Source organism: Kangiella japonica (assembly GCF_039523535.1).
GTDB classification, from domain to species: Bacteria; Pseudomonadota; Gammaproteobacteria; order Enterobacterales; family Kangiellaceae; genus Kangiella; species Kangiella japonica.
The window spans coordinates 675,603-696,103 of record NZ_BAAAFM010000003.1 but is presented as its reverse complement, the minus strand read 5'-3'; the positions used below and the strand labels follow the sequence as shown (position 1 = coordinate 696,103).

The following is a 20,501-nucleotide window of genomic DNA, read 5'->3' as shown; positions in this document are numbered from 1 at the left end:
AAGATTTACATTGGGAAAGACAGTATTGGAAGTTATCGGTACTTTGGAACCCCCAATATGCAGGTAATAAATAATGACTTCGGGGGGTTGCCTGATGAAGTAAAGAGGGATTATACGGTAAGAAAGCAAAATTCTGTGGGAATCGAGCGAATGTTCTGAAAGAGAGCTCGCTGAGAAAGAGGTTTACTATATTAATAAGTATGAATCCAACGATCCTCAAGTTGGATATAATAGGTGGCCAAAGTGGAAAGAGTAAAGCACTCTAACCACTTATTGTATGAATTCTAATCAGCGGGTCAAAGTCTCAACCGAGTCTTGTTTACCGAGTAATAATACGTCCGCAGCTCGCTCAGCAAAAAGGCCGTTGGTCACGACGCCAACGATATTATTCAACAATCTTTCCAATTTAATCGGCTCGTTGATCTCGAAGTTATGAACGTCAAGAATTACGTTGCCGTTATCTGTAGTAAAGCCGGTGCGGTAGACAGGATCACCGCCAAGCTTTACAACCTCGCGCGCAACATAACTACGCGCCATTGGTATCACTTCAATTGGGATTGGGAATGCGCCAAGACGACGAACCAGTTTTGATTCGTCCGCGATACAAACAAATTTTTCAGCAACAGCTGCGATAATTTTTTCGCGGGTTAAAGCACCGCCACCACCTTTGACTAGCTCGAGTAGATGATTCGATTCATCAGCACCATCCACATATACAGGGATGCGATCTACGTCATTAAGCTCGAAAACTTCGATACCATGGGCTTTTAGACGTTCGGTTGAGGCTTCTGAGCTCGAGACTGCACCTTGGATCTTATGTTTGATGGTAGCCAGCTCATCAATAAAGTAATTGACCGTTGAGCCTGTACCAACGCCAACAATACTGCCTTCTTCAACATACTCAACAGCCGCTTTACCGACCAATGCTTTTAATTCGTCTTGGGTCATGCTTTATCGTCCTCAATGCTAAGAATAAAGTCCCATTCATCTTTTGCTACCGGCATAATCGATAAACGGTTACCTTTTTGCACCAAGCGCATGTCAGACAATTCAGGGTAGTTTTTGAGTTCATCCAATGGAATCTCACGTTTTAAGTCGCGAACGTGTTTAACATCCACCATGTACCAACGTGGTTTATCGGGATTACTTTTAGGGTCGTAGTATTTTTCATCAGGATCAAAGGCAGTATGGTCAACATAACCTTCCTTTGTAACTTCCATGATGCCGACAATGGCTGGTGGTTTGCAATTAGAATGATAGAAGAAGACTTGATCACCGACTTTCATTTCATCACGCATCATATTGCGTGCTTGATAATTTCGCACGCCATCCCAGTGATCGGTTTTATTTGGTAGCGCTTTTAAGTGTTCGATGCCAAATACATCTGGCTCAGACTTCATTAACCAATAGGCCATAATTTAACTGTGTTGGGTTGTCGATGGTGCAAGTATATACTTATGGCAAAACAAAGTGTAGGGCTGGTCCAAGCTGAACGATTCAGCAGCTGGTTAGTCGGTAAAACAGAGGAAATGATTGGGAGTAACAACGGCATTCATTCGTAAATCCCACTCTTCAGTAGGGATTGCTGGAACCTTCTGGAAGTTGTAGGCCAGACCGACAAGCTCTGGTCGTTCTTCTTTGCTGAAATTGGCAAAGAAAGTGTCGTAATAGCCGCCACCCATCCCTAAACGGTTACCATTGCCATCGAACGCGACTAATGGCATAAAAACCAGAGAAAGCTTCGACGGTGCAACCGCTTCCTTGGCATCACCAACGGGCTCATAAATGCCAAAGCTTCCTTTTTGTACTGAACCTTGCCCAGTATAGGGAAGAAAGTCCATTGCACGCTCTTTCTCAGTGTTTACTTTGGGGATGTAACACTTTTTTCCCAGAGATAATGCATATTCGATGATTGGCATACAGCTGACTTCGCCGCCGATGGGCAAGTAAAAAGCAATATGTTCATGATTTTCTATAAGTTTTGCCTGAGAAATATGACCGAGGATCGCGATCGCAGCACGCTGCATAAAAGGAGAGGTTAGGTTTTGACGCTCATGCTTTATTCTAGTTCTAATGTACGTTTTTTGTAGTATGAGGTTATTCATAAAAACCCAGACTGCCGTTGTAGGTAATAGCCCTGAAACCCGGAGTTTCAAGGGGGGACGCCATGTGTAAGATCAGGCTTTCCGGTCTAAGCGGACTTGCACAACACCTACATTAAGGAATCCCTATATAACAATTATCGGCTCGAGGACGGTCACTACTGACGAACAGCCCAGGCAAAGCCAGTATAACAAAATCAAGGGTTATCCGTCAGCCCTATTTGCTCGCTTTGTTTGAGCGCATCATCAATTTTTTCGTTCAGTAGTTCTATGCGTTGCTCAAATTCAGCACTCGTATGAGAATTTGTGCTCGGTTTATTTAATAGTTCATAGCTAAGGTTTAAGGCAGCCATCACTGCTATACGCTCTAAGCCTAGGACTTTACCTGCGGAGCGAATTTCGCGCATTCTTTTATCAAGGAAGTTCGCTGCCTGCAATAATGTTTGATGCTCATCCTCAGGACTCGCAACTTGAAATTCTTTCCCCAATATAGTGATATTCACTGGAGTTACATTTGATTTAGCCATGTTATTAGCCGTTCTCTACTATCAATTCTCCTATGATAGAAGTATCACAGGATCCCGCCGTCAAAGTTGATTTATCTTGCTGTTGATAACTATTGTGCGCTAGTGCGTTTAGATTGATTTCAAGCGTGAGATCATGACGTCGATTTGCTTACGAGCCGATTCATTACGACTGTGTAATCGATCTTTTTCGCTTCTAAGTTCATTGATCTGCTGGCGTAGTTGCTTATTTTCATTATCAATCGTATGAAAACGCGCCAATAAGGCGTCAATTTTCTGTTCTAATTGTTCAAATTGACTATCGTTCATAGCAAGTTACCTAATTTTGTTAAAGTATACTATAAGGTTCTGTATGGGGCTGGTCAATCAATAATCAATGGCAACGATAACCGGTTGGCTACTTCTTCGCTAACTTTCGCACAGAAACTGGGTTTTAGGGCGAACAAACGTTACACTAATGCCAAAATTGAACGAATTTACAGTAAATAGCTATTATGAATTACACCCAAGTAAACGAGTTGTGCCAGGATTTTTTCCCAGACTTAACGCCGTCCCAATTAGCTGGAATGATTCACGGTTTGTTAGGGCACGGTTTTGTGGTGGAAACTGAGCGTTGGAAACAGCACATGAGCGAGTTTTTAGCATCAGGAGAACCATTACCGGAGCCAGCCCTCGAAGGGTTAGAGCAGCTGATCGCTTTTAGCCAGAAAGATTATCAGGCGGACTCTTTCTCCATCGATTTAATCCGTCCGGAAGACGACTATCCGTTAGAGCAGCGTGCCTCAGCCATTGGCGACTGGTGTCAGGGCTACTTAACAGGTTATGGTTTAGTGAAAACGAATAACGCCAAGGAGCTTGAAGGCGAAGCTAAAGAAGCGCTTCAGGACATTAGCGAAATCGCAAGAATAGACTTTGAGGGCGTCGACTCCGAGGATAACGAAATGGAAAAGGCTTTTATGACCGTATGTGAGCATATCAAAATGTCAGGGTTGATACTGTTTCAAGCGAATCAGCCCGAAGCTACCGTAAAACCGGAACAAAAACAGGTTCATTAATTACAGGTTAAATAAAAATAAGTCTTTATGAAAGCCATTAACTTTGCCGCTCGACGTAAAAAATTAATGCAGTGGATGGGACCAAACTCCATCGCCATATTGCCTGCTGCTGAAGAAAAGGTGCGCAGTCATGACGTGAATTATCCGTTCCGTCAGGACAATAACTTCTGGTACCTAACCGGTTTTAATGAGCCGGATGCAGTAATGGTGCTGATTCCGGGGCGCAAGCAGGCAGAGTTTATTCTGTTTAATCGAGAAAAAGATAAAACCCAAGAGCGCTGGCATGGCCGTAGATTGGGCCAAGAAGGCGCTATTAATGAGTTAGGTGCTGATGATGCCTTTCCGATTGATGATATTGATGACATTTTGCCAGGGCTGATGGAAGGCCGTGAACGAATTTATTTTGCGTTAGGTGCTAACTCTGAGTTTGACCACAAGGTTATGGAGTGGCGCAGCGAGTTAATGACGTCGCCAGCCAAGCGAGCCGCGTCGCCGGGTGAGTTGATTGATATTGGGCATCATTTACACGATATGAGACTGGTTAAATCATCGTCGGAAATTCAACGTCTGCGTCACGCCGCTAAAGCTTCGGCTAAAGCTCATAAAGAATTGATGCAGGCTTGTGCGCCGGGTAAAACCGAACGTGAGATGGAGGCGGTGTTGCACTACCATTTCGCCAAAGGTGGCTGCCGCTATCCGGCATACCCTTCGATCATCGCTTCTGGCGATAATGCGAATATCCTGCACTACATCGAAAATGCCGACGAAATGCAGGATGGTGAGTTATTACTGATTGATGCGGGCGGTGAGTTTGAGCACTATGCTGCCGATATTAGTCGCACCATTCCTGTTAGTGGCAAATACAACGAAGCACAAGCGGCGCTATATGATGTGGTACTTGAGGCACAGTTGGCGGCGATAGAAATGGTCAAACCTGGTAATCATTGGGATCATATCCACAACAAAGCGGTAGAAGTGTTGACCCAAGGGCTGGTCGACTTAAAGATCTTAAAAGGTGAGCCTGAGGACTTAATTAAGCGCGGGGTTTACCGTGAGTTTTATATGCATAAAACAGGGCATTGGCTTGGCTTGGATGTGCATGACGTCGGTGATTATCACTTGCACGGAGCGCCACGTGTGTTGGAGCCAGGCATGGTGTTGACGGTTGAGCCAGCGCTTTATATCCCTGAAGATATGACGCGTGTAAATGGTCATAGCATCGCGAAAAAATGGCGTGGTATTGGTATTCGTATCGAAGACGATGTGCTAGTGACAAGCAAAGGTTACGATATTTTGTCGAAAGATGTCCCTAAAACACGTCATGACATAGAGGCGCTAATGGCGAAAGCTTAATTCAAATGGCTAGCATAAACGATTCTTACCCAGTGGCGATTGTTGGCGGTGGCATGGCCGGCGCCAGCTTAGCCTTGGCGCTTGCTAAGCGCGGAGTAGCTTGCGTGGTGTTTGAGGCGTTTGCCTTAAGCGAGCAGTCACAACCGAGTTTCGACGACAGAACTGTGGCGTTATCGAAAGCATCTCTTAATATCCTAGCAAACCTCGACCTTTTAGAAGATTTGGCTCGCGTTAGCGAAGCGATTAAAACGATACATGTTTCTGAGCAGGGGCATATTGGCTTCGCTCGATTGAGTGCTGAAGAGAACGCGGTTAAGCAGTTAGGCGCGGTGGTTGAAAATTGGCAGTTAGGTAAGGTGTTACATCAAGCCTTTGCAAAACAAGCCGAGCTTATAGATTATGTGGTGCCGGCCAAGGTGCTGGAGCTGGAGCAGAGTCAAGATAGTGCCGAGCTTACGGTCGAGGCTCATGGGAAGATTGTGAAAGTTAATGCTCAGTTGGTAGTTTTAGCTGACGGTGCGCGTTCACCACTGCGAAAAAAGCTACACATAGATAGTGAAAAGCGCGACTTTGAGGCTTCTGCGGTGGTATGCAATCTCAGCACCCAATTACCTCACCGCAATCAAGCATTTGAGCGTTTTACTAATGATGGGCCATTAGCCTTACTCCCACTTAGTCGTCAGCGAATGGCGCTCGTCTGGTCAAAGCCTCGGCATCAAGCCGAGCAATATGTAACGATGCCAGAGGACCAGTTTGCTAAAGACCTCGAAGAAGCCTTTGGCGCACGTCTTGGGCGTATTACGAAAGTGGGTAAAAGACAGAGTTTCCCGCTGGTGCAAAGCAGAGCGGAAACCTTGGTTCGAGGGCGCTGTGTGTTAGTCGGTAATGCTGCACAATCATTACACCCGATCGCTGGCCAGGGCTTTAATTTGGGCTTACGCGATATTTCCGTCTTGTCTGAACTGCTGGCTGGTGCTGAGGATTATGGCGATTTTCATGTACTTAACCAGTATCAAGAGTTAAGGCAATCTGATCGCGAACAAACTTTGTGTGTGACGGAAAGTCTCGCACGATTGTTCAGCAACGATTGGGCGCCTCTGTCATTAACTCGAAACCTATTATTAAAGACTATGGATATTGTGCCAAGCGCGAAATCTATATTTGCCCAACAGGCGATGGGATTTGGTTTTAAAAACAGTGAGTTAGCGGCTAATGACGAATAAAATCATTATCGGCTTGGCGCTTTGTGTTGTGGGACTATTCTACCTAGCGGTTAGCCTGTGGTCCGAAAACGATACGCTGGCAGAGCAGTCGCCTGAAATCATCAGTCAGCAGAAGGTGAGTTTAGCTCAAAAGGATAAAGAAACCGCCACTAGCGAACTATCAGTGACTTCGACTGTTAAAGAAAAAGAGGCAGAGCAAAAAGAAAACGTCGTCCAAGAAGACGTCGCCGAGACTAAAGAAGTGTGTCAGCTTGCGAATCAATATAACGACTGGTATCACTTGGGTAATAGTTATGAGTCCACTGCATTTATAGCTGAGGTCAAGGCTTGGGCCGGTACTCGTGGCTATTTTGAGACAGAATATTCACGCGGTAGTTTGGACGTAAAGAAGCGCTCGGATTACGATTATTACGCGCTAGAAGATTTAGAAGAAATGGCTGAAGCGGGCGATTCTATGGCGAATGTACGCTTGGCCTATCGTTTGTATTTAAAAGGCGACAAGAAAAGTTTACAGAAAGCCCAACCTTACTGTAATCGTGCTATCGCAGACGGTTATACGGCATTAATCATGTGTAAAACTGCAAATTTAGTGTACGACATCAGCGAGCTTGATCAGCAGGATAAGACTGAGCTGAACCGTAAAAATAAAGAGCGACTCGAACTTGAATTTCTCGCCTGGCAAGGCGTCGCCGAGCGATTAGGCGATGAATTGGGCGCGGAATTGGCTGTGAGTATTATGCCGGAACAAGAGTTTGAGTTCGACACGGCGAGTGTGCAGCAGAAAACCACTGAGCTGGTGGACAATATCCAAAGCTATCGTAAACACTTAGGAATTGAAGACATTCAACAGCCGCCGATGCCAAAGCTTCTGGCGTATCTTTTAAAGAATCCAGAAAACATCCAGGAAGACATCAATGCCTGCTTCGAATAAAAACCAATCCAATGTGGATTATGACGTCATCATTGTTGGTGGTGGTATGGTCGGATTATCCTTGGCGGGCTTGCTCCTAGAGCAGAATAATAAGGTTGCCGTGATTGATCCGAAAGCGGTCGAAAGCGATTGGCCAGAAGATTCCATCGGGCAAAGAGTGAGCGCTATTACCCGTGCCAGTGAAAGGCTTTTTAAGCAAATCAGGGCCTGGGAGTTTATTGGCGAACATGAAAAAGCCCCTTACCAGCGGATGTTTGTGTGGGATGGTGAGTCGAGTCGAGGGAAGATAGAGTTTGATGCAAGCTTAGTCGCAGAGAAAAACATTGGGCATATTGTAGAAAACCGTGTTTTGCGACGCGCCCTTTTCCAGTCCATTGAACGCGATAGACAGTTGGACTGGCTATGCCCAGAGCGATGCTTAAGCGTGGATTATCAGCAAGATTATGCCAAGCTAGAACTCGAATCTGGACGACAAATTACGGCACGTTTATTAGTCGCTGCCGATGGCGCCTTTTCATGGCTACGCAAAACGAGCGGTGTCGGACAAGAGCAAAAACCTTATGGGCATAAAGCTATTGTTTGTGCAGTTAAAACACAAAATTCTCACCAGCACACGGCTTGGCAGCGCTTCGACCATCATGGCCCATTAGCCTTTTTGCCATTAGCTGACGAGCATTACTGCTCTATCGTTTGGTCGGTGGATGAAGCTTATGCCGATCAGCTTTTAGCGTTAGGACATGAAGCATTTGCGGAACGTCTTAGTCAAACCTTTGAATCGACGCTTGGGGTAGTCAGCTTAGCCAGTAAACCTGTGGCCTTCCCGCTGATAGAGCGCACCGCAGAAAACATGGTTGCCCATCGGTTGGCGTTGATTGGCGATGCCGCTCACACCATTCATCCACTAGCGGGGCAGGGCGTTAATCTAGGCTTTAGTGACGCTATCGAGCTTTCAAAAGTGATTGATCAATCTTTGCAAAAAGGGGCAGATATCGGGCTGAAACATCGACTCAGACCTTTTGAACGGGCAAGAAAATCAGAAGCAAGAGCCATGCAGTTAGCAATGCAAGGGTTTAAGCGTTTGTTCGAGCAAGAAGTTCCTCTGATTCAAATGGCGCGTAGTCATGGTTTGGCATTGAGCGATAAGCACCCGTTGTTAAAGCAAAAGCTCATCCGAAAAGCGATGGGCTTGTAGCGAACCTACTAAAATAAACCCAATTGTCATAAAACTCTGCTTGAAATTACAAATGGTAATAATTATCATTCATGCATTGCACATCTATAGGTCAATCCTAGGATAATTAAAAATGAAAACGATCAATTCATGGTTAGTCGCTTCAGCGGTAGCCTTAGCCTTAAGCGCGTGTGGTGATTCAGAGCAATCTGCGAACAAAGAGCAGGCGGCAACACAGGCAGAAAAGCAAGCGACAACAGCGGCAAAAAAAGAAACAACACAACAAGAAATCGTTGTTTACTCTTCGCGTAAAGAGCATTTAATCAAGCCTTTCTTCGAGCAGTTCACCAAAGAAACGGGTATTCCGGTAGCCTATATTACGGATGCGGCCGCGCCGTTAATCAGCCGTCTCAAAGCCGAAGGCGAGCGTACTCCAGCGGATATTTTGATGACGGTTGACGCTGGAAACTTATGGCAAGCCACTGAACAAGATGTTTTACAGCCGGTTAACTCTGACGTTTTAGAGCAAAATATCCCTGATAGTTTACAAGATCCGAACAACCAATGGTTTGGCCTAACGGTACGAGCGCGTACCATTGTTTACAGCAAAGATCGCGTGAAGCCAGAAAAGCTCAGCACTTATGAAGCTTTAGGTGATGAGCAGTGGAAAGGGCGCTTATGCTTAAGAACCTCTAAAAAAGTATATAACCAATCGTTAGTGGCGATGTTGGTAGCACGCTATGGCGAAGAAAAGGCACAGCAAATCGTCGAAGGTTGGGTCGCTAATTTAGCAACAGATCCTTTCTCGAACGATACTAAAGTGATGAATGCTATTGAAGCGGGTGCTTGTGATGTTGGTATCGTAAACACTTACTACTTCGGCCGTTTAGAAAAAGAAAATCCTGAGATCCCATTAGCATTATTTTGGCCAAACCAAGAAACGACAGGCGTGCACGTTAACATCTCAGGAGCAGGTATAACCAAACATTCTTCTAATGTCGAAAATGCGACAAAGCTGATAGAATGGCTTTCAAGTGCTGAAGCACAGCAAATGTATGCTGGACATAATATGGAATATCCGGCGAATCCAAATATTAAGCCTGTCCCAGAAGTAGAAGCTTGGGGAAGTTTTCAAGCCGATGATATGAACTTATCAAAAGCTGGTGAGCTTCAACCACAAGCAGTTAAAGTCATGGACCGAGCGGGCTATAAGTAAAAGATAGCGATATTGCAACCCACTGACTTAACAACATCATCTCGTGTAAAAGACGCCAGCGGAAACCGCTGGCGTCAGCGTTTCAGTAGTTGGCTCCCAGCCATGCTGCTCTTCCTTGTTTTTGTCATATGCATTTTACCGCTAATTCCACTAGTCGCCTCTTGGACTAATGTTGAAGGGGAGCTGTGGGCTCATCTATGGCAGACCGAACTACCTGAGCTCTTCACAAATACCATTGTCTTGATACTTTTGGTCGGTAGCGGCAGTTTTTTGCTAGGTGTTGGCTTAGCCTGGCTGATTGTTATGTATGATTTCCCAGGAAGGAACATTTTGCAGTGGGGCTTGATGCTACCACTAGCCATACCGCCCTATATTCTCGCCTTTGTTTTGCTCGGCTTTACAGACTTCGGTGGGCCTTTGCAAAAGTTGTTGTTCTCGATGGGCTTGGGGATAAGTTGGCTACCTGATATGCGCAATCCTTTTGGCGTGGCGCTAGTGTTTACGCTAACACTCTACCCGTATGTCTACTTATTAATGCGTAGCGCACTACAGCGCAAAGGACGCTCGAGTTACGAAAGTGCGAGAACCTTAGGTTATAGTAAAATTACCGCTTTTTGGCGTTTAGTGTTGCCTTTGTCTCGACCTGCTTGGGTCGCAGGATTGGCGCTCGTCTTGATGGAAACCTTGGCCGATTTCGGTGCGGTTAGTATTTTCAATTTTAATACGTTTACCACTGCGGTCTATAAATCTTGGTATGGTTTCTATAGCCACAACACAGCGGCACAGTTAGCCTGTCTGCTGCTGCTTTTTGTCAGCCTTGCGGTGATGGCCGAAAAGTGGGGCCGAGGTAAGGGCCGTTACGAGCAGTCGGGCGCTGCATTAAAGCAATATCGTCAAGAATTGAAAGGGATCTGGGGGCTGCTCGCGCAAGTCGGAGCTTGGTCTGTCTTCGCGTTAGGCTTTGTCTTGCCAGTGATCCAGCTCTTAGTTTGGGCTATCAGTAGCTTCGAGCAACACACCGAAGGGACTATTGAACTACTTTTAAACACAGTCACCTTGGCGGTATTAGCAGCATTGCTCACACTAGTGGTAGCCGGAATTATGGTGTGGTCGCAAAGGCAAAAACAGACAAAAGCTCGCGGCATTATGTCAGAGTTCTCGCAGTTAGGTTATGCCATTCCGGGCACTGTTCTGGCGGTCGGTATTATGATGGTGCTGAATGTGATCGATAGCTGGATAGCCGATATTCTGAACGAACAAAGCCAATGGCTAGCGACGGGTTTGTTCGCGCTAATGCTCGCTTATGTCATTCGCTTCTTAAGAATTGGCTTCGGACCTTTATCAAGTTCTATGGGGCAGATTAAGCCCAGTGTCGTTGAAACCGCCGGAATCTTAGGAGCTGGAAAGCGCGAGCGACTCTTCCGAGTATATATCCCACTACTTCGTCCCGGTGTATTAACGGCCTTACTTTTGGTCTTCGTCGAAGTGATGAAAGAATTACCTGCGACTTTGATCTTAAGAACTTACGGCTGGGACACCTTGGCTATTCGAATCTATGAGCTAAGCTCAGAAGGACAGTGGGAAACCACCGCCTTGCCAGCCATTATGCTCGTTGCCGTCGGCATTATCCCCGTCTTCTTGCTGATTAAGAAGAGCGAGATTTAGTTGTAGACTTTCTTCTGGCAAGCTTCCTGCCAACATAAGTGCCAATAAAAGCGAATACAAGTAAGAAGCTTATGCTTAAAGCGGGAATCCCCAATAGATAGGCAAGTGCGGAAGAAGTGATGATTGCAAATAAGATAAGCAACTCTTTTCCTAAATATATTAATGAATTAGGCATGATTATTATCCACTAGAGATTCTAAACAGCTTGGTGACACTGTGTCGACCAGCTGCTTATTCCATAAACTAGATACAGAAAGTATATGGATGAGCTTTTGAGGTTTCAACACCGCAGGTGTAACAGCTTTTTAATAGAACACTCGCCATACTGTAAATTGACTGGTCAGACTCGCCTGAACTGACTTCTTTTGTCTCTAGAACCCTGTATAATCGGGCACCATTATTTTTGTTGAATTGTTTAAGGAACGCTATCGTTATGGGCAGTAAAACACCTTTATACCAAGCACACGTTGATGCTGAAGCTCGCATTGTTGATTTTGGTGGCTGGGATATGCCGCTGAATTATGGTTCGCAGATTGATGAGCACACTGCGGTGCGTGAAGCATCGGGTATGTTCGATGTGTCGCACATGACCATTGTGGAGATTAAAGGTAGCGATGCGAAGCCGTACTTACAGTACGTTCTAGCGAATGATGTGGCGAAGCTAACCGAGTCTGGCAAAGCACTTTATACTGCCATGTTAAACGAAGATGGCGGCGTTATTGACGATCTTATCGCATATTACCTAACTGATGCACACTATCGTTTGATCGTAAACGCATCGACGCGTGAAAAAGACTTGGCTTGGCTAGAAAATGTTGCACAGCAATTTGATGTGTCTGTTGAAGAGCGAATCGATCTAGCCATTATAGCCGTTCAAGGCCCCCAAGCCGTTGAAAAGACCTTGTCGGTGATTAGTGACGAGCACCAAGAGTTAGTATCAAACCTTAAGCCATTTACGGCAACCTATGCTGGCGATTTATTTGTCGCGCGCACTGGTTATACCGGTGAAGATGGTTATGAAATCCTTATCCCAGATAACCAAGCGATTGAGCTTTGGAATCAATTACTTGCAACAGGCGTGAAGCCGTGTGGTCTAGCGGCACGTGATACTTTACGTTTAGAAGCAGGCATGAACCTTTATGGCAACGACATGGATGAAAGCGTAACGCCATTAGAGTCTAACATGGGGTGGACTGTTGCTTGGGAGCCTGAAGGTCGTGATTTTGTTGGCCGCAAGGCTTTAGAAGCACAAAAAGAAGCCGGTATTCCGCACAAGTTGATCGGCTTAGTGTTAGACGGCAAAGGCATCATGCGCGAAGGCCAAGAAGTTCTGGTTAATGACGAAGTGGTTGGCGTAGTGACGTCGGGCACTATGTCGCCAACAACTAGTAAGAGTATTGCTATCGCTCGCGTTCAGCGAAGCCTTGATGCAGAGGAAGTTTTAGTACAGGTTCGCAAGAAGCAGATTCCGGCGAAAGTGGTAAAGCCAAGCTTTGTACGAAAAGGTAAGTCATTGATTTAACAGTGGCTAAATAGTGATCAGCCATTGATTGACGATTGCTAGTTGTGCCTAGGTTTAGAGTACGCTGGCGCTAGTCTGCCAGGCCCAAGCTTACAGTTGGTATGAAAGGCTTGGGCAGGGCCAAAGTTTCATATACAATACGACTAATTTTTGGTGCCCCGCAAAGCGACGGGGGTTAGAGAGGAAGAGACGATGAGCCAAATTCCAGCAGAATTAAAATATGTTTCAAGTCACGAGTGGATCCGCCATGAGGGTGACGGTGTAGTAACGGTAGGTATTACTGAGCACGCACAAGAGTTGCTTGGCGACGTGGTATTTGTAGAAGTTCCAGAAGTGGACTCTGAAGTAGAAGCAGAAGACGAAATCGCAGTTGTTGAGTCTGTAAAAGCCGCTTCGGATATATATGCACCGCTAGCGGGTACTATCACAGAGATTAACGAAGAGCTTGAAGATTCACCTGAGTTGTTAAACAGCGACCCTTATGGTGATGGCTGGATGTTCAAAATGCAATTAGCCGACGTATCAGAGCTAGACTCATTATTGTCAGCAGACGATTACGCGGAAGAGATTGCCGACGAATAAGATTTACCTAAATCTTGAACTGAACTAGTCGCATAGAATTTATTTCAAGATTTAACGGTGGGTTAGCAAAAAAGCTTCCCACCCCCGTCGCTAACTGACGGGATATTTAAGGGCCTCGAGATGTTCGGGGCTTTTTCGATTCAATCGTTTATGCCATTCGGTATAAGTCACATTAGCAGGTCGTGAAACGTATGACTGATAAAACTAGTTTGCAAGATTTACAGCAGTCGGATGACTTTATCCGCCGCCACCTAGGCCCTCGTGAAAATGAGATCCAAGAAATGCTTGGAGAGTTGGGGTTATCATCGCTGGACGAGTTAGTCGAGAAAGCGGTACCTCATAAGATTCAGGTTAAAGAGCCGATTAATGTTGAAGCGTCTCGTTCAGAGAAAGACACGCTAGACTATTTACAGTCGCTTGCAGATGAAAACATTATCGCTAAGTCATACATCGGAATGGGTTATTACGATACCGTAACGCCGACTGTAATCTTACGTAACGTGCTTGAAAACCCTGCTTGGTATACGGCTTATACGCCTTATCAACCGGAAATTGCACAGGGTCGCTTGGAAGCTATTTTGAATTTCCAACAAATGACCATGGACTTAACCGGTATGGAACTCGCCAGTGCATCGCTATTAGACGAAGCAACCGCAGCGGCAGAAGCGATGGGATTAGCCAAGCGTTCCTCAAAAAACAAAAAATCGAATACGTTCTTTGTTGATGAGAAAACTTTCCCACAAACGATTGACGTGGTTAAAACACGTGCCGAGCACTATGGTTGGGACTTAATTATTGGCCCAGTCTCAGAAGCTGCAGAGCATGATGTATTCGGTGCCTTATTATCTTACACCGATGTGCATGGTGATGTGATTGACCTAGAGCCAATCATCAAGCAATTGCACTACAAAAAAGCTATCGCTTGTGTCGCCTCTGACATTATGAGCTTAGTGATGTTGAAATCACCTGGCGAAATGGATGCGGACGTTGTATTCGGCTCGGCCCAACGTTTCGGCGTTCCGATGGGCTTCGGTGGTCCACACGCAGCTTTCTTTGGTACGCGCGAATCATTCAAGCGCTCGCTACCTGGTCGTATTATCGGTGTCTCTAAAGATACTAGAGATAACAATGCATTACGTATGGCGATGCAGACGCGTGAACAGCATATCCGCCGTGAAAAGGCGACCTCGAATATCTGTACGGCGCAGGTTCTTTTAGCCAACATTGCCAGCTTCTATGCGGTTTACCATGGTAAGAAAGGCTTAACCACAATTGCTAACCGCATTAACCGTTATGCGTCGATCGTGGCTTCTGCGGTCGTAAACGCAGGCTTAGAAGTGGTTAATGATCATTGGTTCGATACCGTCACTTTCCGTGCCTCAGACATCGAAGCGATTCAAGATCGCGCCAAAGAAGCGCTAGTGAACTTGCGTTACGATGGTGACTTGATCAGCTTCACCATCGATGAAGCGAAAAACCAAGCCGATATCGAGCAGTTGATTGAAGTGATTACGGGTACGGAAGCAGATATTTTCGCGCTGGATGACGAAGCGAAGAGTTCAATTCCTCAGCAGCTAGTCCGTGAGTCAGACTTCTTAACGCACCCAACCTTTAACGACTATTATTCTGAAACGGATATGTTGCGTTATATCAAGCGTTTGGAAAGCAAAGACTTCTCATTAGTTCATGGCATGATCCCGCTTGGCTCTTGTACCATGAAGCTAAACGCGACGTCAGAAATGCTGCCGATTACTTGGCCAAAGTTTGCAAACATTCACCCGTTTGCACCAGAAGATCAAACTTACGGCTACCTCAAGATGATCAAAGAGTTGGAAGCTGATTTAGTAGAAATCACTGGCTACGACTTTGTTTCGATGCAACCAAACTCAGGCGCTCAAGGCGAGTACGCGGGCTTGATTGCTATTAAGAAATACCACGAAAGCCAAGGCGAAGGTCACCGAAATATCTGTCTAATCCCAAGCTCGGCACACGGTACCAACCCAGCATCTGCACAGATGGCTGGCATGAAAGTCGTGATCGTTAAGTGTGATGATAATGGTAACGTTGATGTTGAAGACTTAAGAGCCAAAGCTGTTGAGATGAAAGACAACTTAGCCGCGCTAATGGTGACTTACCCATCAACTCACGGCGTCTACGAAGAAGAAATTAAAGATATCTGTGACATTATTCATGAAAACGGCGGTCAGGTTTACATGGACGGCGCTAACATGAACGCACAGGTTGGCATTTCGCGTCCAGGCGATATTGGCTCAGACGTGTCGCACTTGAACCTACACAAAACCTTCGCCATTCCACACGGTGGTGGTGGTCCTGGTATGGGCCCAATCGGTGTAAAGTCACACCTAGCGCCGTTTGTATCAGGCCACTCAGTACGCAAGATCCATAGTGTGGAAGCGCGTGATAACGCTGTTTCAGCGGCACCATACGGTAGTGGTTTGATTCTTCCAATCTCTTGGGCTTACATTAAAATGTTAGGTCAGGTAGGTGTGCGCAAGTCTACCGAAGTGGCTTTATTGAACGCTAACTACCTGAAAAATAAGTTAGCTGAACATTACCCTGTGTTGTATGTAGGGCGTAACGATAAAGTGGCTCATGAGTGTATTATCGACTTGCGTGAGATCAAAAATGAAACCGGTATTAGCGAAGTAGATTTTGCTAAGCGTCTAATGGATTACGGCTTCCACGCACCAACCATGAGCTTCCCAGTTGCGGGCACTTTCATGATTGAACCGACGGAAAGTGAGTCGAAGTACGAGTTAGACCGTTTTATTGACGCGATGGTTCGTATTCGTAAGGAAGTTGAGAAAGTCGCGAGTGGCGAATGGGATAAAGACAATAACCCACTGACAAACGCCCCACATACTCAAGCAGACTTACGTGACTGGGATAAGCCTTACTCGATTGCTGAAGCGGTATTCCCGTCCGAAGCAACAAAGCTAAGCAAGTTCTGGCCAACCACAAACCGTATTGATGACGTGTTTGGTGATCGTAACCTTATGTGTAGCTGCCCGGCGACGGAAACCTATGCAGAATAAGGCTCTCAGAGCGTTAGAGAGTTAATCATAAAAAGCCAGCGGTAGCTGGCTTTTTATTTATACTTTCGTTTATATAACCAGGGCGATTAAAAAAATATAATTTAGGGAAATATAGGGAATAAATATGTCTAAAAAGAAGTTTGAGGAATTTGTCATAAAGTTATCTGAAGATCCAAAGCTAAACCAATCCTATATCGAAAACCCAGAAGCCGTTATGAAGGATTTTGGTTTGGAGCAGAGTGAGATTAAAGCTGTGATGCAGGGTGATGCAAAAGAAGTAGATAAGCTTCTTGGGACTAAAGCTATTTGTATTAAAACAATCATTTTGATGAAAGATAAATAAATATGAGTCAGGGAAGCTTTTCAGCAGTTAGTATGGGAATATTATTGGCAGGACACGTAACTGTTAGAGCCAAAAGGGCTATAGAAAATGCAGATATTGTCTACTGCCTAGCGCCCAGTCCTGTTTCGGAAAAATGGCTTTCAACTTTGAATAAAAACTGCGTGAGCCTTCAGCCACATTATGGAGAAGGTAAGCACAGGATGGAAAGCTATGAAGGTATGGTTGCACAGATGCTATCATCTGTAGAGAAAGGACTTGATGTTTGTGGTGCCTTTTATGGACATGCAGGTGTGTTCTCCTGGGTGCCCCATGAGACCATCCGTAAAGCGAGAAAAGCAGGATTCTATGCAGAAATGGAGCCAGGAATATCGGCTGAGGCCTGTCTATACTCAGATCTTGGGATAGATCCTGGTGATTATGGAATCCAGAGTTATGAAGCATCTCAGTTTTTATTTTTTGATCATCCCCCAAATCCTGCTAGTTACTTGTTATTGTGGCAAGTGGCATTAGCTGGAGAGTCGACTGCAAGAACCTTCCACTCAGATGCAGCAAAAATTGATATGTTGGTCAATTATTTGAGAAAATGGTATCCTGAAAACCACGAGGTGATTCTGTATGAAGCTGCTTTCCTGCCTGTAGAGAAAGTCAGGAAAGAAAAGATTACACTAGGAGAGCTGGCAAGAAGTAAACTAGAGTTACATACAACATTGGTAATACCTCCCGCAAAAAAGCTTTGCTTCAATCATGAGATTATGGATTTGATGGGCTTAGACGAAGAGTCTTTTTTGAGACGAGACTAGCTAGATATTTTGCTTTTCATAAAGATAGGTGTAAGGGATTTTATGTCTAAAATACTAATTACAATGCTATTCTTACTATTTTTCAATGTGGCGTACACTAAGGAAGCTAAGTCGTATATTGAAGATCTTAACGCAATAGAAGCTAACCTTTTAAGTGATCTATCTGTTTCTAGGCTTGAATTAAGCAAACTATCCAAATATAAAAATCAATTTTCTGAAAGAGAGAAATATTTTTATGATGTATTAGACGCTCATTTGTTACTCTTAGGCAGTGATTTAAGCGCAAGTGAAAAGATTTTAGAACAACTTTCCAGCCAAACATCATCAAAAAGTTTAGAAGCAATGAGATATGTTCTTCTTGCTTCTATTCATCATCAGCGAGGGGATAGTGTGAAGGCCTTCCTTGCTACAGACAAATCACTAGATTTGCTGAATGCAATTGAGAGACCTATTTATAAAGCTAAAGTTCTTATTAATGCAGTTAGTTTTTATAAAGATTCTGACTTACTCGAGTTCGCGATAGAACATGGAAGACGTGCTGTCTATTTCGCAAATAAAACTAAAAATAGCTATATTATATGTGCTACATCCTATGAGTTAGGCGCCATAGAACTTATAGCTAAAAAATATATGATGGCTGAGAATAGGTTGCACAGTGCTAGACATCACTGTGAAAAAGAAGGCTCTACGCTTTCCATACATGCTGTAGACTACTCAAGGCTAGAACTTATGCTTGAGACTGGAAAACTAAAAGAAGCTAGAAATTTAGCGGAGGTTATATATCCAAAGATTAAAGACTTCGGGTGGAGTGTATTAACTTCTGCTATTCAGACTTTGTTTGCTCGTTTGTTATTTAAGGAAGGTAGCTATGAAGAAGCTGAAAAACTTGCTTTAGAGGCTTATAAGTTGGCAAACAAAATAAACGAAAAAAAGGCTAGAACAAGCTGCTGCTTTGTTGGCAGAAGTCTATACTGAGCTGAAGGATAATGATAAAGCTGTGGAATATTATAAGGAGTATATGGAGTTAAATGCTCAAAATAGAGTAAAAGTAAGGCAAAGAAAGCTGGCCTTTGATATAGCACGACAAGAACGTCGCTAGAATTTTGAGTTTAGCAAGCTGGCTCAAACTAAGTTATATTTTTAAACGGAGGTAAAAAAGTAATACAAAGTCTGGTTAAAAAGAAATTTGGAGCAGCATAATGCTTAAGAAATTAGTTTGCGCTATTTGCCTAATAATCAGCGCTTTTGGAGTTTGCGCCGATAAGGGCGAGTATTACGATACCCTCGTGCATATTGAAAGAAATATGCTTAATGGAAATGATTACGTACAAAAGCGATTAGAGGAGTTACAAAAGCACCAAGCAAAGTTCACACCAATAGAAAAAGACTTCTATCAACTTCTTAGCGCCCACCACGACTATCTTTTATCAAATCTATACGCCTGCAAAGAGAAAGCAAAAGTTTTAATAAAAGAAACAAACAGCATCGATATTAAAGCAAAAGCTAATATTTTATTGGCAACGGCGGAGCATGTGTTAGGCAATCATGTAGAGAGCTTTATAGCGCTTGATAAGGCGGTTACGGCAGTACCTGACTTAACAAGACAAAGGTACAAAGCCAGTATATTGCAGGCCGCGGTTGGCATATATCAACAGGCTGAGTTATTTGAGTTTGCACTGGAGTTAGCCCGAAACCTACAAGTTGAAGCGAGGAAGTTAAAGCATGGTGAGTACCTTTGTCTTGCTAACTATGAGCTAGCAATGATAGAACGGAAAACAGGTCAAACGAAAATGGCTAAGCAACGGCTGATGCTAGCTATAGAGTATTGCAAGAATAACGATAGTAAAATCTTCGAGTACAATTCAATTATTGCTCTTAATGAAATAACAGCTGAATTAGGTGAGTTCGAGAAAAGCAACCAAGAGCTTAAGAAAATTATCCAGCCAGTAAATGCAATCGGTTGGAAAAATTTGATTTCACAGTTGAATATAGCCATAGCAAGAAATTATTTAGGAATGGAGGACTATAAGGAAGCTGAAAAATATGCGTTGGTATCACATAACTTAGCAAACGAAGTTGGGGATAAACGAAGGTTAGAAATGGCCGCTGAAATCTTAGCTAAAGCGTACTCTGGGATGGGGCAAAAAGAAGAAGCAATTAACTACTTTAATCAGTTCATGGAATTAAACACTCAAAATAGAATAAGAGTAAGGCAAAGAAAATTAGCTTACGATGTCGCGCGTCAAAATCGTAATTAGCCAAACTGCTGCTGTAAGCATCGCTTGGTAAACTGCGGTCGTAAATAAAACCCTCTGGGCAGGGTTTTGATAGTGGCTCCATCAGGCCCTATAGCATCAGTAAGTGCTTTAGAGTTTGCGGCTTTTGGTCTAACTTGTAATATATCACCAAGCCTAGCATCTAGCTGTTCAATTCTACCGAGGGAAACCTGAACTAGCACATCTTCGAAGTCTTGCTTTAAAGCTTGCTCTTCTTCAGAGGTAGGTTGCCAAAGGAAGGGCATCGCTACTTGCCTGTCTTCAATCGGAATCTCACGACTCGCAACAATTGGGATCCATAAAACATGCATCAGCTTATGACGCACCACAGAATTTTCCCAGCGCAAACCCTGAATATTCATTAAAGGCACAACACTAACATAGGTTGATTCTAACGGACGTCCCTGCTCATCGATCGGCAGAGTCTTGAGCTCCACACCAAGCTCAGGAAAATCTGGCTGAGCTAAAGAACCTGAGGTCGCTCCTAAAATCATCTCTAGAAATTGCCCAACCCAGCCTTTTTTGTGAAGTAATTGTTGCGGAACTTGCTCCTTATAACGTGCACAAAGCTCGCCTAAGGTGAAGCCGGCGAAGCTCTGAGCATAGTCCAGTAAGGCTTGTGGGGTTTCGTGCTGCATAATTTGTTATTGTCGAAAGCTACGGTATGTGGAACAATGATACC

General features: G+C 44.4%; 20 protein-coding genes and 1 other RNA gene. 14 read left to right on the top strand and 7 right to left on the bottom strand.

Features of this window, described 5'->3' with window-relative positions:
• Positions 1-288: 288 nt before the first annotated feature.
• From rpiA to zapB, 6 genes are all read right to left on the bottom strand, one after another.
• Positions 289-948: a ribose-5-phosphate isomerase RpiA gene (gene rpiA, locus ABD128_RS06705; RefSeq protein ID WP_343988364.1), complete on the bottom strand. Its 660-nt coding sequence runs from the start codon at positions 946-948 to the stop codon at positions 289-291.
• Complete coding sequence (locus ABD128_RS06700) at positions 945-1,415, bottom strand: EVE domain-containing protein (protein ID WP_343988361.1); 471 nt, start codon at positions 1,413-1,415, stop codon at positions 945-947. Before ABD128_RS06700 ends, rpiA begins: the two co-directional genes overlap by 4 nt.
• 93 nt (positions 1,416-1,508) lie before the next feature.
• Positions 1,509-2,105: a 5-formyltetrahydrofolate cyclo-ligase gene (locus ABD128_RS06695; protein WP_343988358.1), complete on the bottom strand. Its 597-nt coding sequence runs from the start codon at positions 2,103-2,105 to the stop codon at positions 1,509-1,511.
• Positions 2,105-2,285: non-coding RNA, 6S RNA (gene ssrS / locus ABD128_RS06690), on the bottom strand. Before ssrS ends, ABD128_RS06695 begins: the two co-directional genes overlap by 1 nt.
• Positions 2,286-2,299: 14 nt before the next feature.
• Positions 2,300-2,629, bottom strand: a complete 330-nt coding sequence (locus ABD128_RS06685; protein ID WP_343988355.1) for a cell division protein ZapA — start codon at positions 2,627-2,629, stop codon at positions 2,300-2,302.
• 108 nt (positions 2,630-2,737) lie between these two features.
• The gene (gene zapB, locus ABD128_RS06680) at positions 2,738-2,935 is read right to left on the bottom strand and encodes a cell division protein ZapB (protein WP_343988352.1); all 198 of its coding nucleotides are present in this window, start codon (positions 2,933-2,935) and stop codon (positions 2,738-2,740) included.
• Positions 2,936-3,120: 185 nt separating this feature from the next.
• Here zapB and ABD128_RS06675 point away from each other — a divergent pair, with 185 nt between their 5' ends.
• From ABD128_RS06675 to ABD128_RS06610, 14 genes are all read left to right on the top strand, one after another.
• On the top strand, positions 3,121-3,681 hold the full coding sequence (locus ABD128_RS06675) for a UPF0149 family protein (RefSeq protein WP_343988349.1): 561 nt from the start codon (positions 3,121-3,123) through the stop codon (positions 3,679-3,681).
• 27 nt (positions 3,682-3,708) lie between these two features.
• On the top strand, positions 3,709-5,034 hold the full coding sequence (gene pepP, locus ABD128_RS06670) for a Xaa-Pro aminopeptidase (RefSeq protein ID WP_343988346.1): 1,326 nt from the start codon (positions 3,709-3,711) through the stop codon (positions 5,032-5,034).
• A gap of 5 nt (positions 5,035-5,039) precedes the next feature.
• Positions 5,040-6,257: a 2-octaprenyl-6-methoxyphenyl hydroxylase gene (ubiH, locus tag ABD128_RS06665; RefSeq protein ID WP_343988343.1), complete on the top strand. Its 1,218-nt coding sequence runs from the start codon at positions 5,040-5,042 to the stop codon at positions 6,255-6,257.
• The gene (locus ABD128_RS06660) at positions 6,247-7,188 is read left to right on the top strand and encodes a hypothetical protein (RefSeq protein ID WP_343988340.1); all 942 of its coding nucleotides are present in this window, start codon (positions 6,247-6,249) and stop codon (positions 7,186-7,188) included. Before ubiH ends, ABD128_RS06660 begins: the two co-directional genes overlap by 11 nt.
• The gene (locus tag ABD128_RS06655; protein ID WP_343988337.1) at positions 7,172-8,380 is read left to right on the top strand and encodes a UbiH/UbiF/VisC/COQ6 family ubiquinone biosynthesis hydroxylase; all 1,209 of its coding nucleotides are present in this window, start codon (positions 7,172-7,174) and stop codon (positions 8,378-8,380) included. Before ABD128_RS06660 ends, ABD128_RS06655 begins: the two co-directional genes overlap by 17 nt.
• Before the next feature lie 112 nt (positions 8,381-8,492).
• Positions 8,493-9,575, top strand: a complete 1,083-nt coding sequence (locus tag ABD128_RS06650) for a Fe(3+) ABC transporter substrate-binding protein (RefSeq protein WP_343988334.1) — start codon at positions 8,493-8,495, stop codon at positions 9,573-9,575.
• Positions 9,576-9,587: 12 nt separating this feature from the next.
• The gene (locus tag ABD128_RS06645) at positions 9,588-11,240 is read left to right on the top strand and encodes an ABC transporter permease (protein ID WP_343988331.1); all 1,653 of its coding nucleotides are present in this window, start codon (positions 9,588-9,590) and stop codon (positions 11,238-11,240) included.
• Positions 11,241-11,673: 433 nt separating this feature from the next.
• Entirely contained in the window at positions 11,674-12,762 is a 1,089-nt protein-coding gene (gene gcvT / locus ABD128_RS06640) for a glycine cleavage system aminomethyltransferase GcvT (protein WP_343988327.1), read from the top strand.
• Between the two features lie 192 nt (positions 12,763-12,954).
• Positions 12,955-13,344 (top strand): glycine cleavage system protein GcvH, encoded by a 390-nt coding sequence (gcvH, locus tag ABD128_RS06635; protein WP_110199909.1) that lies wholly within the window; start codon positions 12,955-12,957, stop codon positions 13,342-13,344.
• Between the two features lie 191 nt (positions 13,345-13,535).
• Positions 13,536-16,400 carry an aminomethyl-transferring glycine dehydrogenase gene (gcvP, locus tag ABD128_RS06630; RefSeq protein ID WP_343988323.1) on the top strand — a complete coding sequence of 955 codons (2,865 nt, stop codon included), beginning with the start codon at positions 13,536-13,538 and terminating at the stop codon, positions 16,398-16,400.
• A 124-nt stretch (positions 16,401-16,524) separates the two neighbouring features.
• Positions 16,525-16,743 carry a hypothetical protein gene (locus tag ABD128_RS06625; protein WP_343988320.1) on the top strand — a complete coding sequence of 73 codons (219 nt, stop codon included), beginning with the start codon at positions 16,525-16,527 and terminating at the stop codon, positions 16,741-16,743.
• Between the two features lie 2 nt (positions 16,744-16,745).
• Positions 16,746-17,543, top strand: coding sequence for an SAM-dependent methyltransferase (locus ABD128_RS06620; RefSeq protein WP_343988317.1), 798 nt, complete (start codon positions 16,746-16,748; stop codon positions 17,541-17,543).
• A gap of 42 nt (positions 17,544-17,585) precedes the next feature.
• The gene (locus ABD128_RS06615; protein WP_343988314.1) at positions 17,586-18,518 is read left to right on the top strand and encodes a hypothetical protein; all 933 of its coding nucleotides are present in this window, start codon (positions 17,586-17,588) and stop codon (positions 18,516-18,518) included.
• A gap of 224 nt (positions 18,519-18,742) precedes the next feature.
• Positions 18,743-19,801 (top strand): tetratricopeptide repeat protein, encoded by a 1,059-nt coding sequence (locus ABD128_RS06610; RefSeq protein ID WP_343988311.1) that lies wholly within the window; start codon positions 18,743-18,745, stop codon positions 19,799-19,801.
• On the opposite strand, the gene mutH is transcribed toward ABD128_RS06610, so the two are convergent.
• Positions 19,798-20,457 (bottom strand): DNA mismatch repair endonuclease MutH, encoded by a 660-nt coding sequence (gene mutH / locus ABD128_RS06605; RefSeq protein ID WP_343988308.1) that lies wholly within the window; start codon positions 20,455-20,457, stop codon positions 19,798-19,800. The two genes, ABD128_RS06610 and mutH, sit on opposite strands and share 4 nt — an antisense overlap.
• Positions 20,458-20,501 lie beyond the last annotated feature (44 nt).

What these genes read in the sequence shown, in the direction of transcription:
- rpiA (WP_343988364.1), bottom strand. Translation starts at nt 948, where the DNA reads ATGACCCAAGACGAATTAAAAGCATTGGTCGGTAAAGCGGCTGTTGAG.
- ABD128_RS06700 (WP_343988361.1), bottom strand. Translation starts at nt 1,415, where the DNA reads ATGGCCTATTGGTTAATGAAGTCTGAGCCAGATGTATTTGGCATCGAA.
- ABD128_RS06695 (WP_343988358.1), bottom strand. Translation starts at nt 2,105, where the DNA reads ATGAATAACCTCATACTACAAAAAACGTACATTAGAACTAGAATAAAG.
- ABD128_RS06685 (WP_343988355.1), bottom strand. Translation starts at nt 2,629, where the DNA reads ATGGCTAAATCAAATGTAACTCCAGTGAATATCACTATATTGGGGAAA.
- zapB (WP_343988352.1), bottom strand. Translation starts at nt 2,935, where the DNA reads ATGAACGATAGTCAATTTGAACAATTAGAACAGAAAATTGACGCCTTA.
- ABD128_RS06675 (WP_343988349.1), top strand. Translation starts at nt 3,121, where the DNA reads ATGAATTACACCCAAGTAAACGAGTTGTGCCAGGATTTTTTCCCAGAC.
- pepP (WP_343988346.1), top strand. Translation starts at nt 3,709, where the DNA reads ATGAAAGCCATTAACTTTGCCGCTCGACGTAAAAAATTAATGCAGTGG.
- ubiH (WP_343988343.1), top strand. Translation starts at nt 5,040, where the DNA reads ATGGCTAGCATAAACGATTCTTACCCAGTGGCGATTGTTGGCGGTGGC.
- ABD128_RS06660 (WP_343988340.1), top strand. Translation starts at nt 6,247, where the DNA reads ATGACGAATAAAATCATTATCGGCTTGGCGCTTTGTGTTGTGGGACTA.
- ABD128_RS06655 (WP_343988337.1), top strand. Translation starts at nt 7,172, where the DNA reads ATGCCTGCTTCGAATAAAAACCAATCCAATGTGGATTATGACGTCATC.
- ABD128_RS06650 (WP_343988334.1), top strand. Translation starts at nt 8,493, where the DNA reads ATGAAAACGATCAATTCATGGTTAGTCGCTTCAGCGGTAGCCTTAGCC.
- gcvT (WP_343988327.1), top strand. Translation starts at nt 11,674, where the DNA reads ATGGGCAGTAAAACACCTTTATACCAAGCACACGTTGATGCTGAAGCT.
- gcvH (WP_110199909.1), top strand. Translation starts at nt 12,955, where the DNA reads ATGAGCCAAATTCCAGCAGAATTAAAATATGTTTCAAGTCACGAGTGG.
- gcvP (WP_343988323.1), top strand. Translation starts at nt 13,536, where the DNA reads ATGACTGATAAAACTAGTTTGCAAGATTTACAGCAGTCGGATGACTTT.
- ABD128_RS06625 (WP_343988320.1), top strand. Translation starts at nt 16,525, where the DNA reads ATGTCTAAAAAGAAGTTTGAGGAATTTGTCATAAAGTTATCTGAAGAT.
- ABD128_RS06620 (WP_343988317.1), top strand. Translation starts at nt 16,746, where the DNA reads ATGAGTCAGGGAAGCTTTTCAGCAGTTAGTATGGGAATATTATTGGCA.
- ABD128_RS06615 (WP_343988314.1), top strand. Translation starts at nt 17,586, where the DNA reads ATGTCTAAAATACTAATTACAATGCTATTCTTACTATTTTTCAATGTG.
- ABD128_RS06610 (WP_343988311.1), top strand. Translation starts at nt 18,743, where the DNA reads ATGCTTAAGAAATTAGTTTGCGCTATTTGCCTAATAATCAGCGCTTTT.
- mutH (WP_343988308.1), bottom strand. Translation starts at nt 20,457, where the DNA reads ATGCAGCACGAAACCCCACAAGCCTTACTGGACTATGCTCAGAGCTTC.